General features: G+C 27.1%; 16 protein-coding genes and 8 tRNA genes. 22 read left to right on the top strand and 2 right to left on the bottom strand.

All coding sequences use genetic code 4. The annotated features are described in order from the left end of the window. Window positions 1–249 precede the first annotated feature (249 nt). Complete coding sequence (locus tag ACQW0Y_RS02620) at window positions 250–1335, top strand: M42 family metallopeptidase (protein WP_427867612.1); 1086 nt, start codon at window positions 250–252, stop codon at window positions 1333–1335. Between the two features lie 239 nt (window positions 1336–1574). Then, window positions 1575–1706: a hypothetical protein gene (locus ACQW0Y_RS02615; protein WP_427867611.1), complete on the top strand. Its 132-nt coding sequence runs from the start codon at window positions 1575–1577 to the stop codon at window positions 1704–1706. A 154-nt stretch (window positions 1707–1860) separates the two neighbouring features. On the opposite strand, the gene ACQW0Y_RS02610 is transcribed toward ACQW0Y_RS02615, so the two are convergent. Continuing rightward, entirely contained in the window at window positions 1861–2223 is a 363-nt protein-coding gene (locus tag ACQW0Y_RS02610) for a hypothetical protein (protein ID WP_427867610.1), read from the bottom strand. A gap of 187 nt (window positions 2224–2410) precedes the next feature. Between ACQW0Y_RS02610 and ACQW0Y_RS02605 the strand changes: the two genes are divergently transcribed. From ACQW0Y_RS02605 to ACQW0Y_RS02545, 13 genes are all read left to right on the top strand, one after another. After that, window positions 2411–3202 (top strand): tRNA1(Val) (adenine(37)-N6)-methyltransferase, encoded by a 792-nt coding sequence (locus ACQW0Y_RS02605; protein ID WP_427867609.1) that lies wholly within the window; start codon window positions 2411–2413, stop codon window positions 3200–3202. Continuing rightward, entirely contained in the window at window positions 3202–4767 is a 1566-nt protein-coding gene (gene metG, locus ACQW0Y_RS02600) for a methionine--tRNA ligase (protein ID WP_427867608.1), read from the top strand. The genes ACQW0Y_RS02605 and metG overlap by 1 nt, the downstream gene beginning before the upstream one ends. A 621-nt stretch (window positions 4768–5388) precedes the next feature. Then, complete coding sequence (obgE, locus tag ACQW0Y_RS02595; protein ID WP_427867607.1) at window positions 5389–6660, top strand: GTPase ObgE; 1272 nt, start codon at window positions 5389–5391, stop codon at window positions 6658–6660. A 64-nt stretch (window positions 6661–6724) separates the two neighbouring features. After that, window positions 6725–6801, top strand: a tRNA-Pro gene (locus tag ACQW0Y_RS02590). Window positions 6802–6806: 5 nt separating this feature from the next. Then, a tRNA-Ala gene (locus ACQW0Y_RS02585) sits at window positions 6807–6883 on the top strand. A gap of 4 nt (window positions 6884–6887) precedes the next feature. Then, window positions 6888–6964: transfer RNA gene (locus tag ACQW0Y_RS02580), tRNA-Met, on the top strand. 28 nt (window positions 6965–6992) lie between these two features. Continuing rightward, window positions 6993–7068 (top strand) — tRNA-Ile (locus ACQW0Y_RS02575). A gap of 2 nt (window positions 7069–7070) precedes the next feature. Further along, window positions 7071–7161, top strand: a tRNA-Ser gene (locus tag ACQW0Y_RS02570). A 7-nt stretch (window positions 7162–7168) separates the two neighbouring features. Further along, a tRNA-Met gene (locus ACQW0Y_RS02565) sits at window positions 7169–7244 on the top strand. Between the two features lies 1 nt (window position 7245). Continuing rightward, window positions 7246–7322: transfer RNA gene (locus tag ACQW0Y_RS02560), tRNA-Asp, on the top strand. Between the two features lies 1 nt (window position 7323). Continuing rightward, a tRNA-Phe gene (locus ACQW0Y_RS02555) sits at window positions 7324–7399 on the top strand. A gap of 137 nt (window positions 7400–7536) precedes the next feature. Further along, window positions 7537–8340 (top strand): SemiSWEET family transporter, encoded by an 804-nt coding sequence (locus ACQW0Y_RS02550; RefSeq protein ID WP_427867606.1) that lies wholly within the window; start codon window positions 7537–7539, stop codon window positions 8338–8340. Window positions 8341–8499: 159 nt separating this feature from the next. Continuing rightward, entirely contained in the window at window positions 8500–9003 is a 504-nt protein-coding gene (locus tag ACQW0Y_RS02545) for a hypothetical protein (RefSeq protein WP_427867605.1), read from the top strand. Between the two features lie 50 nt (window positions 9004–9053). Here ACQW0Y_RS02545 and ACQW0Y_RS02540 read toward each other — a convergent pair whose 3' ends face one another. Further along, the gene (locus tag ACQW0Y_RS02540; RefSeq protein ID WP_427867604.1) at window positions 9054–9404 is read right to left on the bottom strand and encodes a YigZ family protein; all 351 of its coding nucleotides are present in this window, start codon (window positions 9402–9404) and stop codon (window positions 9054–9056) included. 35 nt (window positions 9405–9439) lie between these two features. Between ACQW0Y_RS02540 and ACQW0Y_RS02535 the strand changes: the two genes are divergently transcribed. From ACQW0Y_RS02535 to fusA, 7 genes are all read left to right on the top strand, one after another. After that, a complete protein-coding gene (locus ACQW0Y_RS02535) occupies window positions 9440–10330 on the top strand; it encodes an RluA family pseudouridine synthase (RefSeq protein WP_427867603.1) in 891 nt (296 codons plus the stop codon). 89 nt (window positions 10331–10419) lie between these two features. After that, window positions 10420–11316, top strand: coding sequence for a hypothetical protein (locus tag ACQW0Y_RS02530; protein ID WP_427867602.1), 897 nt, complete (start codon window positions 10420–10422; stop codon window positions 11314–11316). A gap of 121 nt (window positions 11317–11437) precedes the next feature. Next, entirely contained in the window at window positions 11438–12562 is a 1125-nt protein-coding gene (locus tag ACQW0Y_RS02525; protein ID WP_427867601.1) for an ABC transporter permease, read from the top strand. A 1-nt stretch (window position 12563) separates the two neighbouring features. After that, a complete protein-coding gene (locus tag ACQW0Y_RS02520; RefSeq protein WP_427867600.1) occupies window positions 12564–13139 on the top strand; it encodes a hypothetical protein in 576 nt (191 codons plus the stop codon). A 160-nt stretch (window positions 13140–13299) separates the two neighbouring features. After that, window positions 13300–13716, top strand: a complete 417-nt coding sequence (gene rpsL, locus ACQW0Y_RS02515; RefSeq protein WP_004417446.1) for a 30S ribosomal protein S12 — start codon at window positions 13300–13302, stop codon at window positions 13714–13716. A gap of 27 nt (window positions 13717–13743) precedes the next feature. After that, on the top strand, window positions 13744–14214 hold the full coding sequence (rpsG, locus tag ACQW0Y_RS02510) for a 30S ribosomal protein S7 (RefSeq protein ID WP_004417445.1): 471 nt from the start codon (window positions 13744–13746) through the stop codon (window positions 14212–14214). Window positions 14215–14257: 43 nt separating this feature from the next. Beyond that, the gene (gene fusA / locus ACQW0Y_RS02505; protein ID WP_004417441.1) at window positions 14258–16351 is read left to right on the top strand and encodes an elongation factor G; all 2094 of its coding nucleotides are present in this window, start codon (window positions 14258–14260) and stop codon (window positions 16349–16351) included. Window positions 16352–16365 lie beyond the last annotated feature (14 nt).

The following is a 16365-nucleotide window of genomic DNA, read 5'->3' as shown; positions in this document are numbered from 1 at the left end:
GTGATTCTATAGAAGTAATCTAAAAGATAATCGATATTCAGTTTTCAGAGAACGAAATTAAGAGCCAAATTGGCTCTTTTTCTTTTATTATTTAACTCTTATAAAAAACAAACAATAACTTAATAATTTAATTAAATATTTTTGATAATTCTTTATTTTTTCTTAAAAATATAAACAAACATAATCAAATTTAATTTGTTAAAATTTATGTATTAATTTAAATATTATTAAAAAAGAGGTTTAAAAATTATGGATAAAAAAGAATTATTTAAAAATAGATTAATTAAATATATGGAAATTGAGGCAATGTCTCGTTATGAAGAACCTGTTGTAAATGAATTAAAATTATCATTAAAAGATGCTAATTTTGAGGTTAGTCGTGATAACTTAGGTTCAGTTATTTTTAGAAAAAAATCAAAAAATCCTGATGCACCAAGAGTTATGATAGCTGCTCACATGGATGAAGTAGGATTTATGGTGCGCAATATAGATAAAAAAGGTCAATTACTTTTATCACCTGTTGGAGGTATATGACCTTCTTCTGTAATTGGTACAAAAGCTAAATTAGTTACCGATAATGGTAAAACATTCTTGGGTTTATTTGGCCACACAAGCATTCACATTATGCAAGAAAATGAAATATCTAAAGCAATTACTAACAACGAATTATATGCAGATTTTGGCTTTAAATCAGATGAAGATGCAAAAGAACAAGGTGCAGGTGTTGGTGATTTAGTATATATGTCAGGCGAAACAGTTTTATTTAATGATCCAAACTTAATTGGTGGGAAAGCTATGGATAACAGAGCAGGCGTTACTGTTTTAGAATATGTAGCTAAAGAAATTTCTGATAAAGATTTAGATGTTGATTTATATTTAGTTGGTACAGTCCAAGAAGAAGTTGGGACAAGAGGGGCTAGAACTAGTGTTTCTTTAATTAAACCAAATATAGCGATCGCATTAGACACATGTGCATCGCATGATACTCCAAATACCATTCCAGGTAATACTTCATTATATAAAGGCGCTGCTTTAAGAATTAAAGACCGTGGCACAATGATGGATCCAAAATTAGTTAAGGAATTCCAAAATATATCAAGTAAGTATAACATTCCTTCATATAAATTTGTTGCAATGGGTGGTGGTACAGATGCTCATGAATTACAATTTGCACATGGTGGTGCTGCTACCTTAACAATTTCTTTACCACAAAGATATTTACATAGTCCTATTGGTGTTTGCGCTATTTCCGATTTAATGGCTGCAGGAGATTTATTAATCAATTTTCTTCAAGATTTTAGTGCAAATAAGTGAGAAGAAATTAAATATAACTAATATTAAAATAAGATTAAAAAGATGTGAGTTTGACTCACATCTTATTTTATTTACTAATTTAATTTTGATAAGAAAAAGCAATCAAGAAAGCTGAAATGTAAACAAATTTATTTAATTTTTTTCTATTTACTAATAATATAGCCATAACTTTTATAATATATGAAATAAAGAAAATTATTGGCATTGCAAATATTGTTATTATTAGTTCATTTCATCCTAGATGTATAAAAATATCAAGAATGCTTAATATTAATGAGGTTAAAACCATTATTAAGAATGTTAAAGTAATTCACATGAAATTAATAGAAGAAATAAAAGATACTTTTTTATTTGAAATTTTTGTAAATAATAAAGGAATTAAAATATCATAAAATAAAATACTTTTAAATAAAATAAAACCTGAAATTGTGCAAATAATGTTTTGTGATCAAGTAAAGTATAAACCGATATAGTTTACTAATAAACTAAAACCTATTGTAAGAAAATATAAGAAATTAAATAATATATTTATTCAAAACTGTGTCTTTAATAAGTGAGAAACTCCCTGGTGCTCATTATTTTTTTTATTAAATAATTGGCTATTGAATGTTTATTGTTATCCTTTAAAAAATCGCTTGATTTTAATAAATTATTAGTTAAAGGAACTAAAATTAAAAACAATGCAATAAAGCTTAAAAATAAGATTACAATTTTTGAAACTAAATAGGAACTAACTTGCTCTTTAGAAAATAAAAATGTTGAAAATGCAATAATATCTAAAATTAAAAATATATAAAACATTAATTTTAATATTAAGCTAAAGGATAACATAGTATTTCTTTTAGTGCTTTTTTTACCATAAAATAATATATTACTTAATAATGAAGGTGAAACATTTGAATTAATCATTTTTTGTACTCCTATTTTTTTTATACTTTAAAGTTTAATACAGAAACAGATTAAGTTTAATTTTATTTTGAAAAAGTTATTAAAAATGCAAAATTTGTTTAAATTTGTTTTAAAAATAAATTTAATTCCACAATTAAATTATTAACAAATTTAATTTTTAAAAATAATTAATTTATAATTAATTAATATGAAAAAAACAGGTGTTTTTAAGAATAATTTGGGATATGGTAATGATCTTTTTGTTTATCAAGACAAAGAGATGTTTAATTATTCGGTTGATACTATTTTATTAGGAAATTTTGTTTCTATTAATCGAAATGTTTCGAATATTTTAGAAGTAGGAACAAATAATGGCGCTTTATCAATTTTTATAGCTGCAAGGTCCAAAAAAATAAACATTGATGCAGTTGAGATTCAAGAAAAAGCTGTTTTATTAGCAAAGAAAAATGTTTCATTAAATAATTTTGATGATCAAATAAATGTTATTTCAGCTGATTTTAAGGATTATGCTAAGAATTATGCTTATAAATGTGGTAATAAACAAGCTAAAAAATATTCTTTAATTGTTGCTAATCCGCCTTATTACAATGAAAACTTTAATCAAATAAGAAAAACTGGCACTTATGAGCAAAAATTAGCTACACATGAAATTAATTTAGATTTAGAAACACTAGTTTCATTATCATCAAAAATTATTGAACAAAAAGGTTATTTTAGTATTGTTCTTCCAATGGCACGATATATTGATTTAATTTGTTTATTAAGAAAATATAATTTTGAACCTAAACGAGTTCAATTAGTATTTACAAGAACCAACTCACAGCCAAAATTTTGTTTAGTTGAATCAAGATTTAATTCAGGATGAGGAACTTTTTTTGAACCAAATATTTATTTACATAATGATGATATTAATGATCACTCATATCGTATAGAAACACAAAAACTTTATGTTCCAATAAAGGAAAAGGAGAAAAAATAATGAATAATAAACAAAAAACTTTTTATATAACAACACCTATTTATTATCCAAGTGGTAATTTGCATATTGGTCATTTATTAACTACTACTTTAGCATGAGTTTATAAAAATTATAAAAATAGTCAAGGATATAAAACATTTTTTGCAACTGGTATTGACGAACATGGACAAAAAATACAAAAAAAAGCCGAAGAAAATAACCTAGATCCACAAGATTATGTTGATATGCAGTCAGAAAAGTTTATCGATTTATGAAAACTTTTAAAAATAGATTATGACTTTTATAGCCGTACAACAAATAAAAATCATGAAAAAACCGTTCTAAAAGTATTTGAAAAAATGTATCAAAATGGATATATTTTTAAAGATAAATATACTGGTCTATATTCAGTTAGTGATGAAGAATTTTTAACGCAGAGTCAAGCTGTTTTTAAAGACGGCAAATATTACCATCCAACTTCAAATCATCAACTTCAAGAAATTGAAGAAGAAAGTTATTTCTTTAATATGAAAAAAATGGAGCCTTGAATAAAAAACTTTTTTGAAAACAATCCAGCTTTTTTAACTAATAAAAATATTGAAAAAGAATTGAATAATAACTTTTTGGAAAAAGGATTGGAAGATTTATCTGTTACAAGAATTTCTTTTAATTGAGGAATAAAAGTTCCCAAAGAAAAATATAGCGATAAAAAACAACATGTTATTTATGTTTGATTAGATGCGCTATTTAGTTATTTAACTGCTCTAGGTTTTGAAGAAGAAAATGACCAAAACTATCAAGACTTTTGAGTAAATGGCGATGAAAGAATTCACGTTTTAGCTAAAGAAATTTCACGTTTTCATGCTATTTATTGACCAATATTTTTAGAATCTATTGGAGTTAACAAACCAACAAGAGAAGTTGTTCATTCTTGAATTATTACTCCTGAAGGAAAAATGTCTAAATCCAAAGGAAATATTATTGAACCAATTCCACTTGTTACAAAATATGGTGCTGAAGAAGTAAAATATTTCTTTACTTCGCAAGTTAATATTGATAATGACTTTTCTTTTAGTGAAGATTTATTAATAAATGTGCTTAATGCAGATTTAGCTAATAATTTTGGTAACTTAGTTAATAGAACAATCAAAATGATTAATCAAAACTTTGCCAATGGAACTACTTTTAAAGAAAATGATCTGCAAGATATTGATAAAGATATTCTTAATTCACTTCAGATTTATTATGAAAATTACAAAAATGAATTTGATAATTTCCATGCCGATAAAGCTTTTAAGGTTGCAATCAATTTATCTTCAAAATTAAATGAATACATCGATCTAACAAAACCATGATTATTAAAAGAGGATTTAGTTAGATTAAATTGTGTTTTAAATACTTTATTAAACGGAATTTATGTTATCAATTTTATGTTATCAGTGGTATTACCAGAAAAAACTAATAAAATTTTAGGTTTTATTAAACAACAAGAAAACCACTACTCATTAATAAATAAATTTGATAAATTTGACAATTTATCACCAGAAGCAGATGAAATTTTATTTTCAAGAATAATTAAGAAGTAATTATGATCACGCTTTTTGTGCAAAAAATGCACAAATGCACAATAAAAAAATAAAATGTATAATGCCCGTGAAAATTAACTATAATAAGTTTGATACAAATTAAAATAACAAAAGTTATAGGAACAATTTAATATAGAAAAAAACTTAGTATTTAAGTGTAATAATTGGTATTTTTTTAATAGTTTCTCTTTTATTTAAGCTCCTTTATTTCCTTTTAAAAAAGATTTTTTTCTTTTAAAACTATAAAGCATTTTCACCTTATTTTCAGGGGTTAAAATTATTTGAGGTGAAATGTATAAACGTTTTTAGAACTTTAAAAAATAGTGTCGATATTAATTATTAAGAAGTTCACAATATCTTACTTAAATGAAAAAACTTATTTATTTTTATTATTATCAAAAAAATATTTTCATATCAATTTTCTATATTATCCAATTTGTATCAGTGTTCGCTAAAAAATAAAATCTTAATAACTTACTATTATAAAAACCGGTGCATATAATTCGGAGTATCTTAAAAATAAATCAAAGCATTTTATAAGTGCTTTGATTTTTTATCATTTTAATTTGATATATAAAATTTCTATAAATAAAATTTATAGATTTTTGGTAAAATAAACACATGAAATTTATAGACGAAGTTGATATATTAGTAATAGCTGGTAAGGGTGGAGATGGAATAATTAGTTTTCGCCGTGAAGCTAATGTTGATAAAGGTGGTCCAGATGGTGGTGATGGTGGAAATGGGGGTTCAGTTTATTTCCAAGGCGACCCTGGTCAAAACACATTATTACCTTTTTATTACCAAAATAAAATTGTTGCTGAACCTGGTGAAAACGGAAAGCCTAAAAACGCTTTTGGAAGAGGCGGCGAAGATTTAGTTGTTAAAGTGCCTTTAGGAACCATGGTTTATAAAGATGGACAACTAATTGCTGATGTTATTTCTGAAGAAAAATATTTAATTGCTAAAGGTGGAAAAGGTGGAAAAGGAAACCTAAGATTTAAATCTTCAAGAAATACTGCTCCAAGAATTTGTGAAAATGGTACACCTGGCGAAAAAATGGACCTTCATTTAACATTAAAGGTTTTAGCTGATGTTGGATTTGTTGGTAAACCTAGTGCCGGAAAAAGTACAATTCTATCGCAAATATCTAATGCAAAACCTAAGATTGCTGATTATGATTTTACAACATTAGTTCCTCAGTTAGGGCTTGTAAAATATTATGAAAACAATTTTGTAGTTGCTGATCTACCGGGTCTTATTGAAAAAGCCTCGGAAGGAAGAGGTTTAGGAATTCAATTTTTAAAACATATTGAAAGATGTAGAGTTATTTGTCATATCATTGACTTTGGTGATGAAAATAAAGACCCGATTAATGATTATGAAATTATTAACAATGAATTGAAATCATATAACTTAAAATTAGAAAAATTACCACAAGTTATTGTGGCTAATAAATCTGATTTAGAAAGTTATGATATTCATGTTAAAGAATTTAAAGAAAAATATCCAAACTTAATATTAATTGAAAATTCTGCTTTAGTAGATTCTCATATTGATGAAATTAAAAAGGCATTATGAAATGCATTGCAAGTTTCAAAACAAAATGTAATTGATGAATTAAAAGAATCAGAAGAAGTTGTTGTTATTACATTAGATAAAAAACCAATTGAAATAGTTAAATTATCAGATGACACTTATGAAATTATTGGTGATGATGTTTATAAGGTATATGATAAGGTTCCTGTTATTTCTTTAGATAACTTATGAAGATTTAATGCTAAATTAAAATCTTTAGGTGTTTTTGAATTAATTAAAAATTCAAAAGTTAAAGACGGCGACACTATTAAAATTAGGGATTATGAGTTTGTTTGAAATAGTGAAGATTTTTAAAAAAAATTTTAATTATTTAAAAAATAATATATAATAATTAAGCATTTAAGCAAAAATTGTGCGTGGAGAAGTAGCTCAGCTTGGTAGAGCACTTGACTTGGGCTCAAGCGGTCGCAGGTTCGAATCCTGTCTTCTTCACCATTTATGGGGGGGTAGCTCACCTGGCCAGAGCGCCTGCCTTGCACGCAGGAGGTAGAGGGTTCGAGTCCCTTCCTCTCCACCATTATGGCACTGTAGCTCAGTTGGTTAGAGCGTCCGGTTCATACCCGGAAGGTCAAGAGTTCGACTCTCTTCGGTGCTACCAAATGTAAAACCCAATAGGGATTTTTTAAGGACCCATAGCTCAATGGTTAGAGCAACCGGCTCATAACCGGTCGGTTACAGGTTCGAGTCCTGTTGGGTCCACCAGTGGGCAATTACCCAAGAGGCTGAAGGGAGCAGTCTTGAAAACTGCCAGGGGCTTCACGGCCCGCGGGGGTTCAAATCCCTCATTGCCCGCCATTTATATAGCGGAGTAGAGCAGACGGCAGCTCGTTGGGCTCATAACCCAAAGGTCATTGGTTCGATTCCAATCTCCGCAACCACGGTCCAGTGGTAAAGTGGTTTAATACGCTTCCCTGTCACGGAAGAGATCGCGGGTTCAATTCCCGTCTGGACCGCCATGGCTCTGTAGCTCAGTTGGTAGAGCAACGGACTGAAGCTCCGTGTGTCGCTGGTTCGATTCCTGCCGGAGCCACCATTTCAGAAATGACTTAACACCGCAAGGTGTTTTTTTATTTGTTTTTAACCTTATTTTTAATTATTTTTTATTTAAAAAATAATAAATAAATCAGTTTTGTTAACTGTAAAAAAAGTAATAATGTATAATTGTTAATTATGAATACGTTAGAGATTTTTATCCAGCTTTTTGGAGCACTTGGATCAATAGCAACTATCTTGTTAGGAGTTCCACAATTAATTAGATTAATAAAAACTAAAAAGGCTGAAAATGTAAATTATTATTCATTTTGAATTTTTCACTTAGGTATTATAGTTTGAATTATTTATGGAGTTTTTACTCCAAATGAAAACGGTTGATATATTTTCTTAGCTAACCTATTTTGTTCATTTATTTATGCTTTTACAATGTTTTTCTTATATTACTATAATGATAAATTATCTAAAAAGCAAAAAGGTTATGCAACATTAGCAATTGCAATTTCAGAACTATTAGTATTTGCATTCTTTGCTGTTTTCTTTGTTATTGTACATCAAAAGCTACACTATGGAATGTTTTACCCAGTAGATCCAACAACAAAAGTTTATATTGGTAAAATTGCTGTTTTTGACAAAACAACATCATTAATTATTGGATTAATTACTCCAGCTTGCACAACATTAGCGTTTACTCCACAATTAATTAAGGGATTTAAAACAAAGAATTTTAATGGATTAAGCCCATGAATGCCATTTTTATTCTTAATTAACAATACATTTTGAATTTTCTTTTTTAGTTTAAGCATTATTAGAGCAAAACAAATTGGAACTGAATCAGAGTTAGCAACATTAAATGCATTAATTGGTGCTTTAACATGACAAATTATTTCAACAATTGTATATTCAGTTCAATTCTCATTTATATTATCTTATGAAATAAAGATGGAAAAGCAAAACCAACAAAAGCAAGTAACAACATTATAAAACTTAAGAACAAGGCAAAAAGCCTTGTTTTTTAGTACAAAAACAGTCAAAATGTCGAAAATTAAAGAAAAAACAGCCATTTTTTTTTTTTTGAAAATGGTTAAATATAAATGGTTTTATTTTAAATTAAACCGCTTTTATATTATTGAAAGGAAAAAAATGAATTTTAAAATTAATAAAAAGTCATCATTTATTATATTAGGTGCATATTTTGCAATTTTTATACCATTCTTTATTTGATTTGCAATTTGATCATATTATTTAAGTTCTTTAAAAAATTTACTTTTTTCAGAAGATGAAACTTTAATTAAATTTGTTAAATTTTTTGCTTTTGAAGGCGATAATCTTGAAAGCGCTAGAAAAGTTGCACTTGCTTTTTCACTTATTTTTATGTTTGCATCATTAGGTATCGTTATTGCAAATATATTTGATATTGTTAGATTATATAATTTAAAGGGAATTTCTCTAACTGAAGAAAATTTAGAAATTGTTAGAGGAAATAAGACTCATAAAACTAATTACAAAGATATTGAAAATGTAAAATTAAATAAATTTGGCCGTGTGACAATAAAAGTTAAAAATAAATTTTTCCGTTTAAGATTTAAATTATTTGAAGCAGAAAAATTCAAACAAAATTTAACTGCTAAAACAAAGAATATTTAAACATTATATTAAAAAAATTAAGCCACTCTTTTTTAAGCGGGCTTAATTTTTTAGTTATTATCAAAAAGCAATTTAACGGCTTGTAAATAAGTTCTTAATAAGTTGCTTTTTCCTAATTCGATACCACCAAAATAACGAATTACTACTAATAATTTATTCTCTAAATTTTTACTATTTAGAAAAGTATAAAGAGGTATTCCAGCCACGCCTTTTGGTTCGCGATCATCGGTGTATCCATTAATAATAACATTATTATTTTTTATAATATAAGCATAGACAATATGCCTTGCTTTTTTATGTTCTTTTCAAAGAGTATCTATTATTTTTTTTACGTCTTCTTTTGAATTTACGTCAAATAATAACGGTATAAACTTTGATTTTTTGATTTCCAAAATCTTCATTTTATTATTATAACATTTGTTATAATTTTAAAATTATGTTAAAACTAATTGTTAATTATTCTGAACGAATTGATAAATATATTACAAATAATTCTACAATAACTAGAAATGATATTCAAGAATTAATTAAAGAGGGTGCAGTTTTTGTTAATGGTACTAAAATTAATAAGAATAAGTTTGTAGTCAAAGAAAATGATGAGATTGAAGTTATTAAAGTTATAAATAAACAAATTAATGTTGAAGAACAAAAAATTGAACTTGATATTATTTATGAAAATGAAGATTATTTAGTAATTAACAAACCATCTGGTTTGGTTGTTCATCCTGCTCCAGGCCACCATGATAACACTTTAGTAAATGGTCTTATGTATCATTTTAAAAATAACTTAAGTAATGTAAATGGTCTTTTAAGAATGGGTGTTGTTCATCGAATTGACAAAGATACAAGTGGGTTACTAATTATTGCTAAAAATAATCCAACACATAATTATTTTGCGTCTTTATTAAAGGAGCATAAGATTGACCGAACTTATTTAGCAATAGTTGATGGAAAAATTGCTAATAAAAAAATGCATATTGATTTGCCGATTGGTCGAGATATTAAGAATCGACAAAAATATGCTGTTACTGATCAAAACTCAAAAAATGCTTATACAATGGTTGAAGTTATTAAATATTTAAAAATTGATAACAAAGATAAAACTCTAGTTAAATGTAATTTAAAAACAGGAAGAACACACCAAATTAGAGTTCATTTAAACTATATTAAGCATCCAGTTTACGGAGATCCAATTTATAATAAGAAAGTTGATGAGTTTAATCAAAGATTGCATGCTGTTTCACTTGATTTTATTGATAATAAAGGAAACAAAGTTCATTTCGAAGCACCAATTCCTGAAATTATGTTAAGAGAAATTGAACAATAGAAATAATAAAATTATTAGTATATAATTTTAGTTAAGTTTTAGTATATTTTAATTTTAAAACTTAAGAAATATAAACCAAGGAGGTTTTTATGAAAATTGATTTATCTTTATATAATTCGACTCAAGAATTGTATGATGCTAACAGTAAAAAATTTAAAGTTAGATGAATTATTTTTACTGTTTTTATAGTTATTGTATTAGCTTTATTAATGGCTGCTTTTATTGAGTTTTCTATTAATAAGCAAAACTACATAAGTCATTATATGATTGAAATAAGCAAAGCATATCCAACTCTAGCACCGTCATCAGTGAGAGAAAATGCTGAAGTATTGTATGTAAGAAAGATTTCTTTTTCAGTTGTTATGATGTTATTATCGGCTGGAATGTTAGTTTGACATACCGTTTCATTAATTAGTGCTATGAAACAAAAAGATTTTACAAAGTATTCACCATGATTATCATCAATATATGGTTTTATTATTACTTTCTTAATCATTAATTTATTCTTTTCTTCAGGAGGCTTTTTCTCTATTGAATCTTGAAACATTAATAAATTATTAAATGTTATATTTACAATTATTTTACCAATTGGTTATTTTGGACTTTATTGACCATGTTCAAGAATAATAAAATTATTTAGAACCTTTAAAATAAACCAAGAACTTTTAAAATTTCAAAATAGTCCAATGAATATTTTTTCACAAATGTTTGGTCAAAATGAAAATGCCTTTAATAATATGCCGAACAACAACAATAGTCCAATTTTAAATCAAACTGTTGATTCAAAAGAACAAAAGTATGTCGATTATGAAAATCAATTAAATACATTGTCAGATGAAAAATTAATTTTAATGGCTGAAAAACTAAACATTTTTGGCGCTAAAGAATTAAGTAGAGAACAACTAATTACTAAAATAATATTAATTTATCGTGGAATTGATAATGCTAAGGAACAAAGCATAAAAGAAAAACAAGCTGAAGAATAAAAAGCAGATCAAAAAAATAATGAAGAATTAGCTAAAGATGTAAAAAATAATTCAGACACAACTGATGAAGACGAAGTTGATTTTGACTAATTTAAAATTTAAAAAATAAAAGGAGCTTACCATGATTAATTTATTTTTAAAATCAGAATCATCAAGCCCAACACCAGAAACTTCAAATACAAGTTCTGGTTCTTTTTTAATATATTCTTTGGTATTGACTTTATTAGCAATTATTAATATTTATTTAATTATTAAATTTTTTGTTAATTATAAAAGAAGCATTAGTAAAACAAAGGAAGTATTAGATAAGTACTTGGTGAAAAAATACGTTCAAGGTTTCAATTTTAAAAGTAATGCATTTTATAACATTATTTTAATTTCAATTTTATTATCTGTGCAAATAATTTTTTCTTCAGTAGCACTTTCTAAAGTGTATGCAAATCTAAATGAAACAAGTAAGACATACATTTCATTTTTTATAGCCGGTATTGCTTTTGCGACTTTATTAGGTTTATCATTTGCTATCGCATTAGGTGTTATTTATCATATTAAATTTAATTACCCACAATACAAATCAAAAGAATCTGATATTTATAGTGAAATTATTTCATTAAAAGAAATTGAAAAACCAACATTAGATAATAAATATCCTAAAAAAATAGATTTAGATGTTGAAAAATTAAAATCATCTAATGTTTTATTATCAAATGTTTTAAACAAATGAATTACTTTCTATAACACAATGGAAGAAGTGAAATTTAAGAAACAATATAGTTTATTTTTAGATCAATTATTTAAGATTAATTATTTTAACGAAGTCCAATTAAAAATTAAAAAATATATCGAAAAACAAAGTGAAATTGAAAATGAACTTTTACCTGATGTTGAAAAATCTAATTTAGATAAGATTGAAAAAGAAATTATCTGAATGGATAAAATGGACAAGAAAGCTAAGATTTTAAATGAAACAAAGGAATTAGCTAGAATGTCAAAAGAAGAGTTTAATAAAAAATACGAAGAATATGTTTATAGTGCTCGTGCTAATGACCCACTATATCAATCAGCAACTAAAAATTCATGATTATTTTATCGTGATTCTGAAGTTGAGGATTTATTCTTCAATCCTAACACAACTGTAAATTATTCTTTAGGCGAAGATAAAGAAGTTTATGAAAAAGAACTAGGTGAATTTTTTAAAGAATATAAAGATTATTTAGTTTCAAAATTTTTATTAACAAAGGAATAAGATGAAAAAAATAACTAAAGGATTTTTAGGGTTTTTACCATTTATAACATTTACTCCGGCATTAGTTTCTTGTAGTAAAGTAGAAGAAATTAAATATACATTAATTAATGCAATTAAGGCCGATGTTTTAAAGTTAATTTCAAATGTTGAAGAATTTTTTGGTGATGTTTTGGATCAGGATGTTGTAAAGCTAAAGAATGATATTAGAGAATTATTAACTTCTTTAAGAAACGAAAGAATTAGTAAAGAAAAGAATTTAACAGAATTTTTAGATCAAGCAAAAGCTAAATTTAAAAAACTTGTTAATGACTTTGTAACAATAAGATCGAAGAAAATTGAACTAGTTCAAACCTACTTCGTTAAGTATTCTGACTTTTCAAAATGAGTTTTAAATAATCTAATTAATCCCAAGTATAATTCATTGGTAAATAAAATAAAAAATTATTTTGATACTAATGAATTTAACTATACTTGAGAAAATGAAAGAATTGAACAGGAAATTAATAATTTTAATACCTTTATAATTTCTATCAAACAAGAAAAAGAACAAATTGATAATACAACAGACGCAAGATAATAGCTAAAAATAAGGCTATTATTTTTTATTTAAAAATTTTTAAAAAAAATGTAAAACACCGGTTTAGTTGTTGTATAATTTATAAGTATTTTTAAAACAGATTAAAAATATTGAATATATAAACAAATAAAATATTAAACTAAAAAGAAAGGAAAAAAATATGCCTACAGTTGCTCAACTAGTTAAGCAAGGTCGTAAAGACAAGACAACTAAATCTAAAGCTCCTGCTTTATTAAAGATGTACAACTCTTTACAAAAAAAAGAAAAAGCAATTCCAGCACCATTTAAACGTGGTGTATGTACTCGGGTTGCAACAATGACACCTAAAAAACCTAACTCAGCTATTCGTAAATATGCCCGTGTTAGATTATCAAACGGACAAGAAGTTACAGCTTACATTCCTGGAGAAGGACACAATTTACAAGAACACTCAGTTGTTTTAATTCGTGGAGGTAAAGTTAAAGATTTACCTGGGGTTAGATACACAATCGTTCGTGGTACACAAGATGCTGCCGGTGTAAACAATAGAAAACAAGCTCGTTCAGTATACGGAACAAAAAAACCAAAAAGTAATTAATTAAAAGTTAAATAGAAAGGAAAAAATATGTCAAGAAAACATAAAGCACCAGTTAGAGATGTTTTAGCAGATCCAGTTTTTAACTCAAAAATTATTACCAAATTAATCAATGCAATTATGCTTGATGGTAAAAAATCTGTTGCTGAAAACATTTTATACAACGCATTTGAAATTGTTAAAGAAAAAACCGGAAAAGAACCTTTAGAAGTATTTAATACCGCTTTAGAAAATGTAAGCCCTCAATTAGAAGTTCGTTCAAGAAGAGTTGGTGGATCAAACTACCAAGTTCCTTGTGAAGTTAGTGCTAAGAGAAAACAAACATTAGCATTAAGATGAATTATTCAATATGCAAGATTAAGAAACGATAAGACAATGGAAGAAAAGTTAGCACATGAAATTATTGATGCCTCAAATAAAATGGGTGGAGCTATTAAAAAACGTGAAGATACTCATAAAATGGCTGAATCAAACAAAGCATTTGCTCACTTTAGATGATAATTACAAATTTTATTTAAATTATTTTTAAGATTAGGAAAAAAATATGTCAAGAGAATATAAATTAGAAGATTATCGTAACATTGGAATCATGGCTCATATTGATGCTGGTAAAACTACTACTACAGAAAGAGTTTTATACCACACAGGTAAAATTCACAAAATTGGTGAAACACATGAAGGTGCTTCACAAATGGATTGAATGGTTCAAGAACAAGAACGTGGAATTACCATTACTTCAGCTGCTACAACAGCTTACTGAAAAAATAAAAGATTAAACATTATCGATACACCAGGACACGTTGACTTTACAATCGAAGTTGAACGTTCACTACGGGTATTAGATGGTGCAGTTGCAGTTTTAGATGCTCAATCAGGTGTTGAACCTCAAACAGAAACAGTTTGAAGACAAGCAACAAACTATAGAGTTCCTAGAATTGTTTACGTTAACAAAATGGATAAAATGGGTGCTAACTTTAAAGCATCAGTTGAATCATTAAGAAAATTATTAGGAGCTAACGCTCATGCTATTCAACTTAACATCGGTGAAGAAGCACAATTTACAGGTATTATTGACCTAGTAACATTAAAAGCTTATGAATTTGATGGTAGTGTTGATGAAAACATGAAAGAAATTGAAATTCCAGAACACTTAAAAGATGAAGCACACTTAATGCGTTCTTCTTTAGCAGAATCACTAGCTGATTTTGACGAAGAAATTATGGAATTATTATTAACAGAACAAGAAGTTCCTGCAGAATTAATGAAAAAGGCAATTAGAACAGCTACTTTAACATCAACATACTTCCCAGTTGTTTGTGGAACATCATTCAAAAACAAGGGTGTTAAATTAATGTTAGATGCTGTTGTTGAATACTTACCATCACCTTTAGATATTCCTGATATGAAGGCATACAAAGGTGAAGAAGAAATTTCTATCCCCGCTTCAGATGATGAATTCTTCTCATCATTAGCATTCAAAGTTATGAACGACCCATTTGTTGGTAACTTAACATTCTTTAGAGTTTACAGTGGGGTTATTAATAAAGGTTCATATGTTGCTAACTCAACAAAAGGCGAAAAAGAAAGATTTAGCCGTATTTTATTAATGCACGCTAACTCAAGAACAGATATCGATGAAGTTAGAACAGGTGATATTGCTGCTGCTGTTGGTTTAAAATACACAACAACTGGTGATACATTAATCGATGAAAAACATAAAGATATCGTTTTAGAAAACATGAATTTCCCAGAACCAGTTATCTCTCAAGCTATTGAACCTAAAACAAAAGATGCTTCAGAAAAATTATCTTTAGCATTACAACGTTTAGGTGCAGAGGACCCTACATTCAAATACTACACTGATGAAGAAACAGGTCAAACAATTATTGCTGGTATGGGTGAGTTACACTTAGACATTATTGTTGACAGATTAAAACGTGAATTTAAAGTTGAAGTAAGCGTTGGTGCACCTCAAGTTTCATACCGTGAAACAATTACCAAAGCTGCTGAAGTTGAAGGTATTCATAAGAAACAATCTGGTGGTAAAGGTCAATACGGTCACGTTTGAATTAAATATGAACCAAATCCAGATGGTGGATTTGAATTTATCGATAAGATTGTTGGTGGTAAAATTCCTAAAGAATACATCAAATCAATCGAAAAAGGTCTTAAGGAAAAAATGGAAATCGGTATTCTTGCTGGTTACCCAATGATTGATATTAAAGCTACATTATTTGATGGATCATACCATGAAGTCGACTCTTCAGAATTAGCATATAAAATTGCTGCTTCTAAATCATTGACCAAAGGTCGTGAACAATTAGGTACCGTATTATTAGAACCAATTATGGACGTTGCTGTTGTTGTTCCTGAAGATTTCTTTGGTGATGTTATGGGTGATATTTCACGTAGAAGAGGACAAGTTCGTGATAACGAAACAAGAAACGATGGAGCACATGTTATTAAAGCATATATTCCATTGAGCGAAATGTTTGGTTATGCAACACAATTAAGATCTATGACTACAGGTCGTGGTACATACCAAATGTGATTCGATCACTATGAAAAATTACCACGTAATTTAGCTGATGAAATTATCAAAAAACGTGGTGGAAAAGTTTCTGCTGACGAAGACTAATTTAGATAAAATTT

It is taken from the genome of Mycoplasmopsis arginini (assembly GCF_965278885.1).
Taxonomy (GTDB): Bacteria; Bacillota_I; Bacilli_A; order Mycoplasmatales; family Metamycoplasmataceae; genus Metamycoplasma; species Metamycoplasma arginini_B.
Note: the sequence above shows the minus strand (reverse complement) of the source record. Positions and strands in the feature narration are given on the sequence as shown.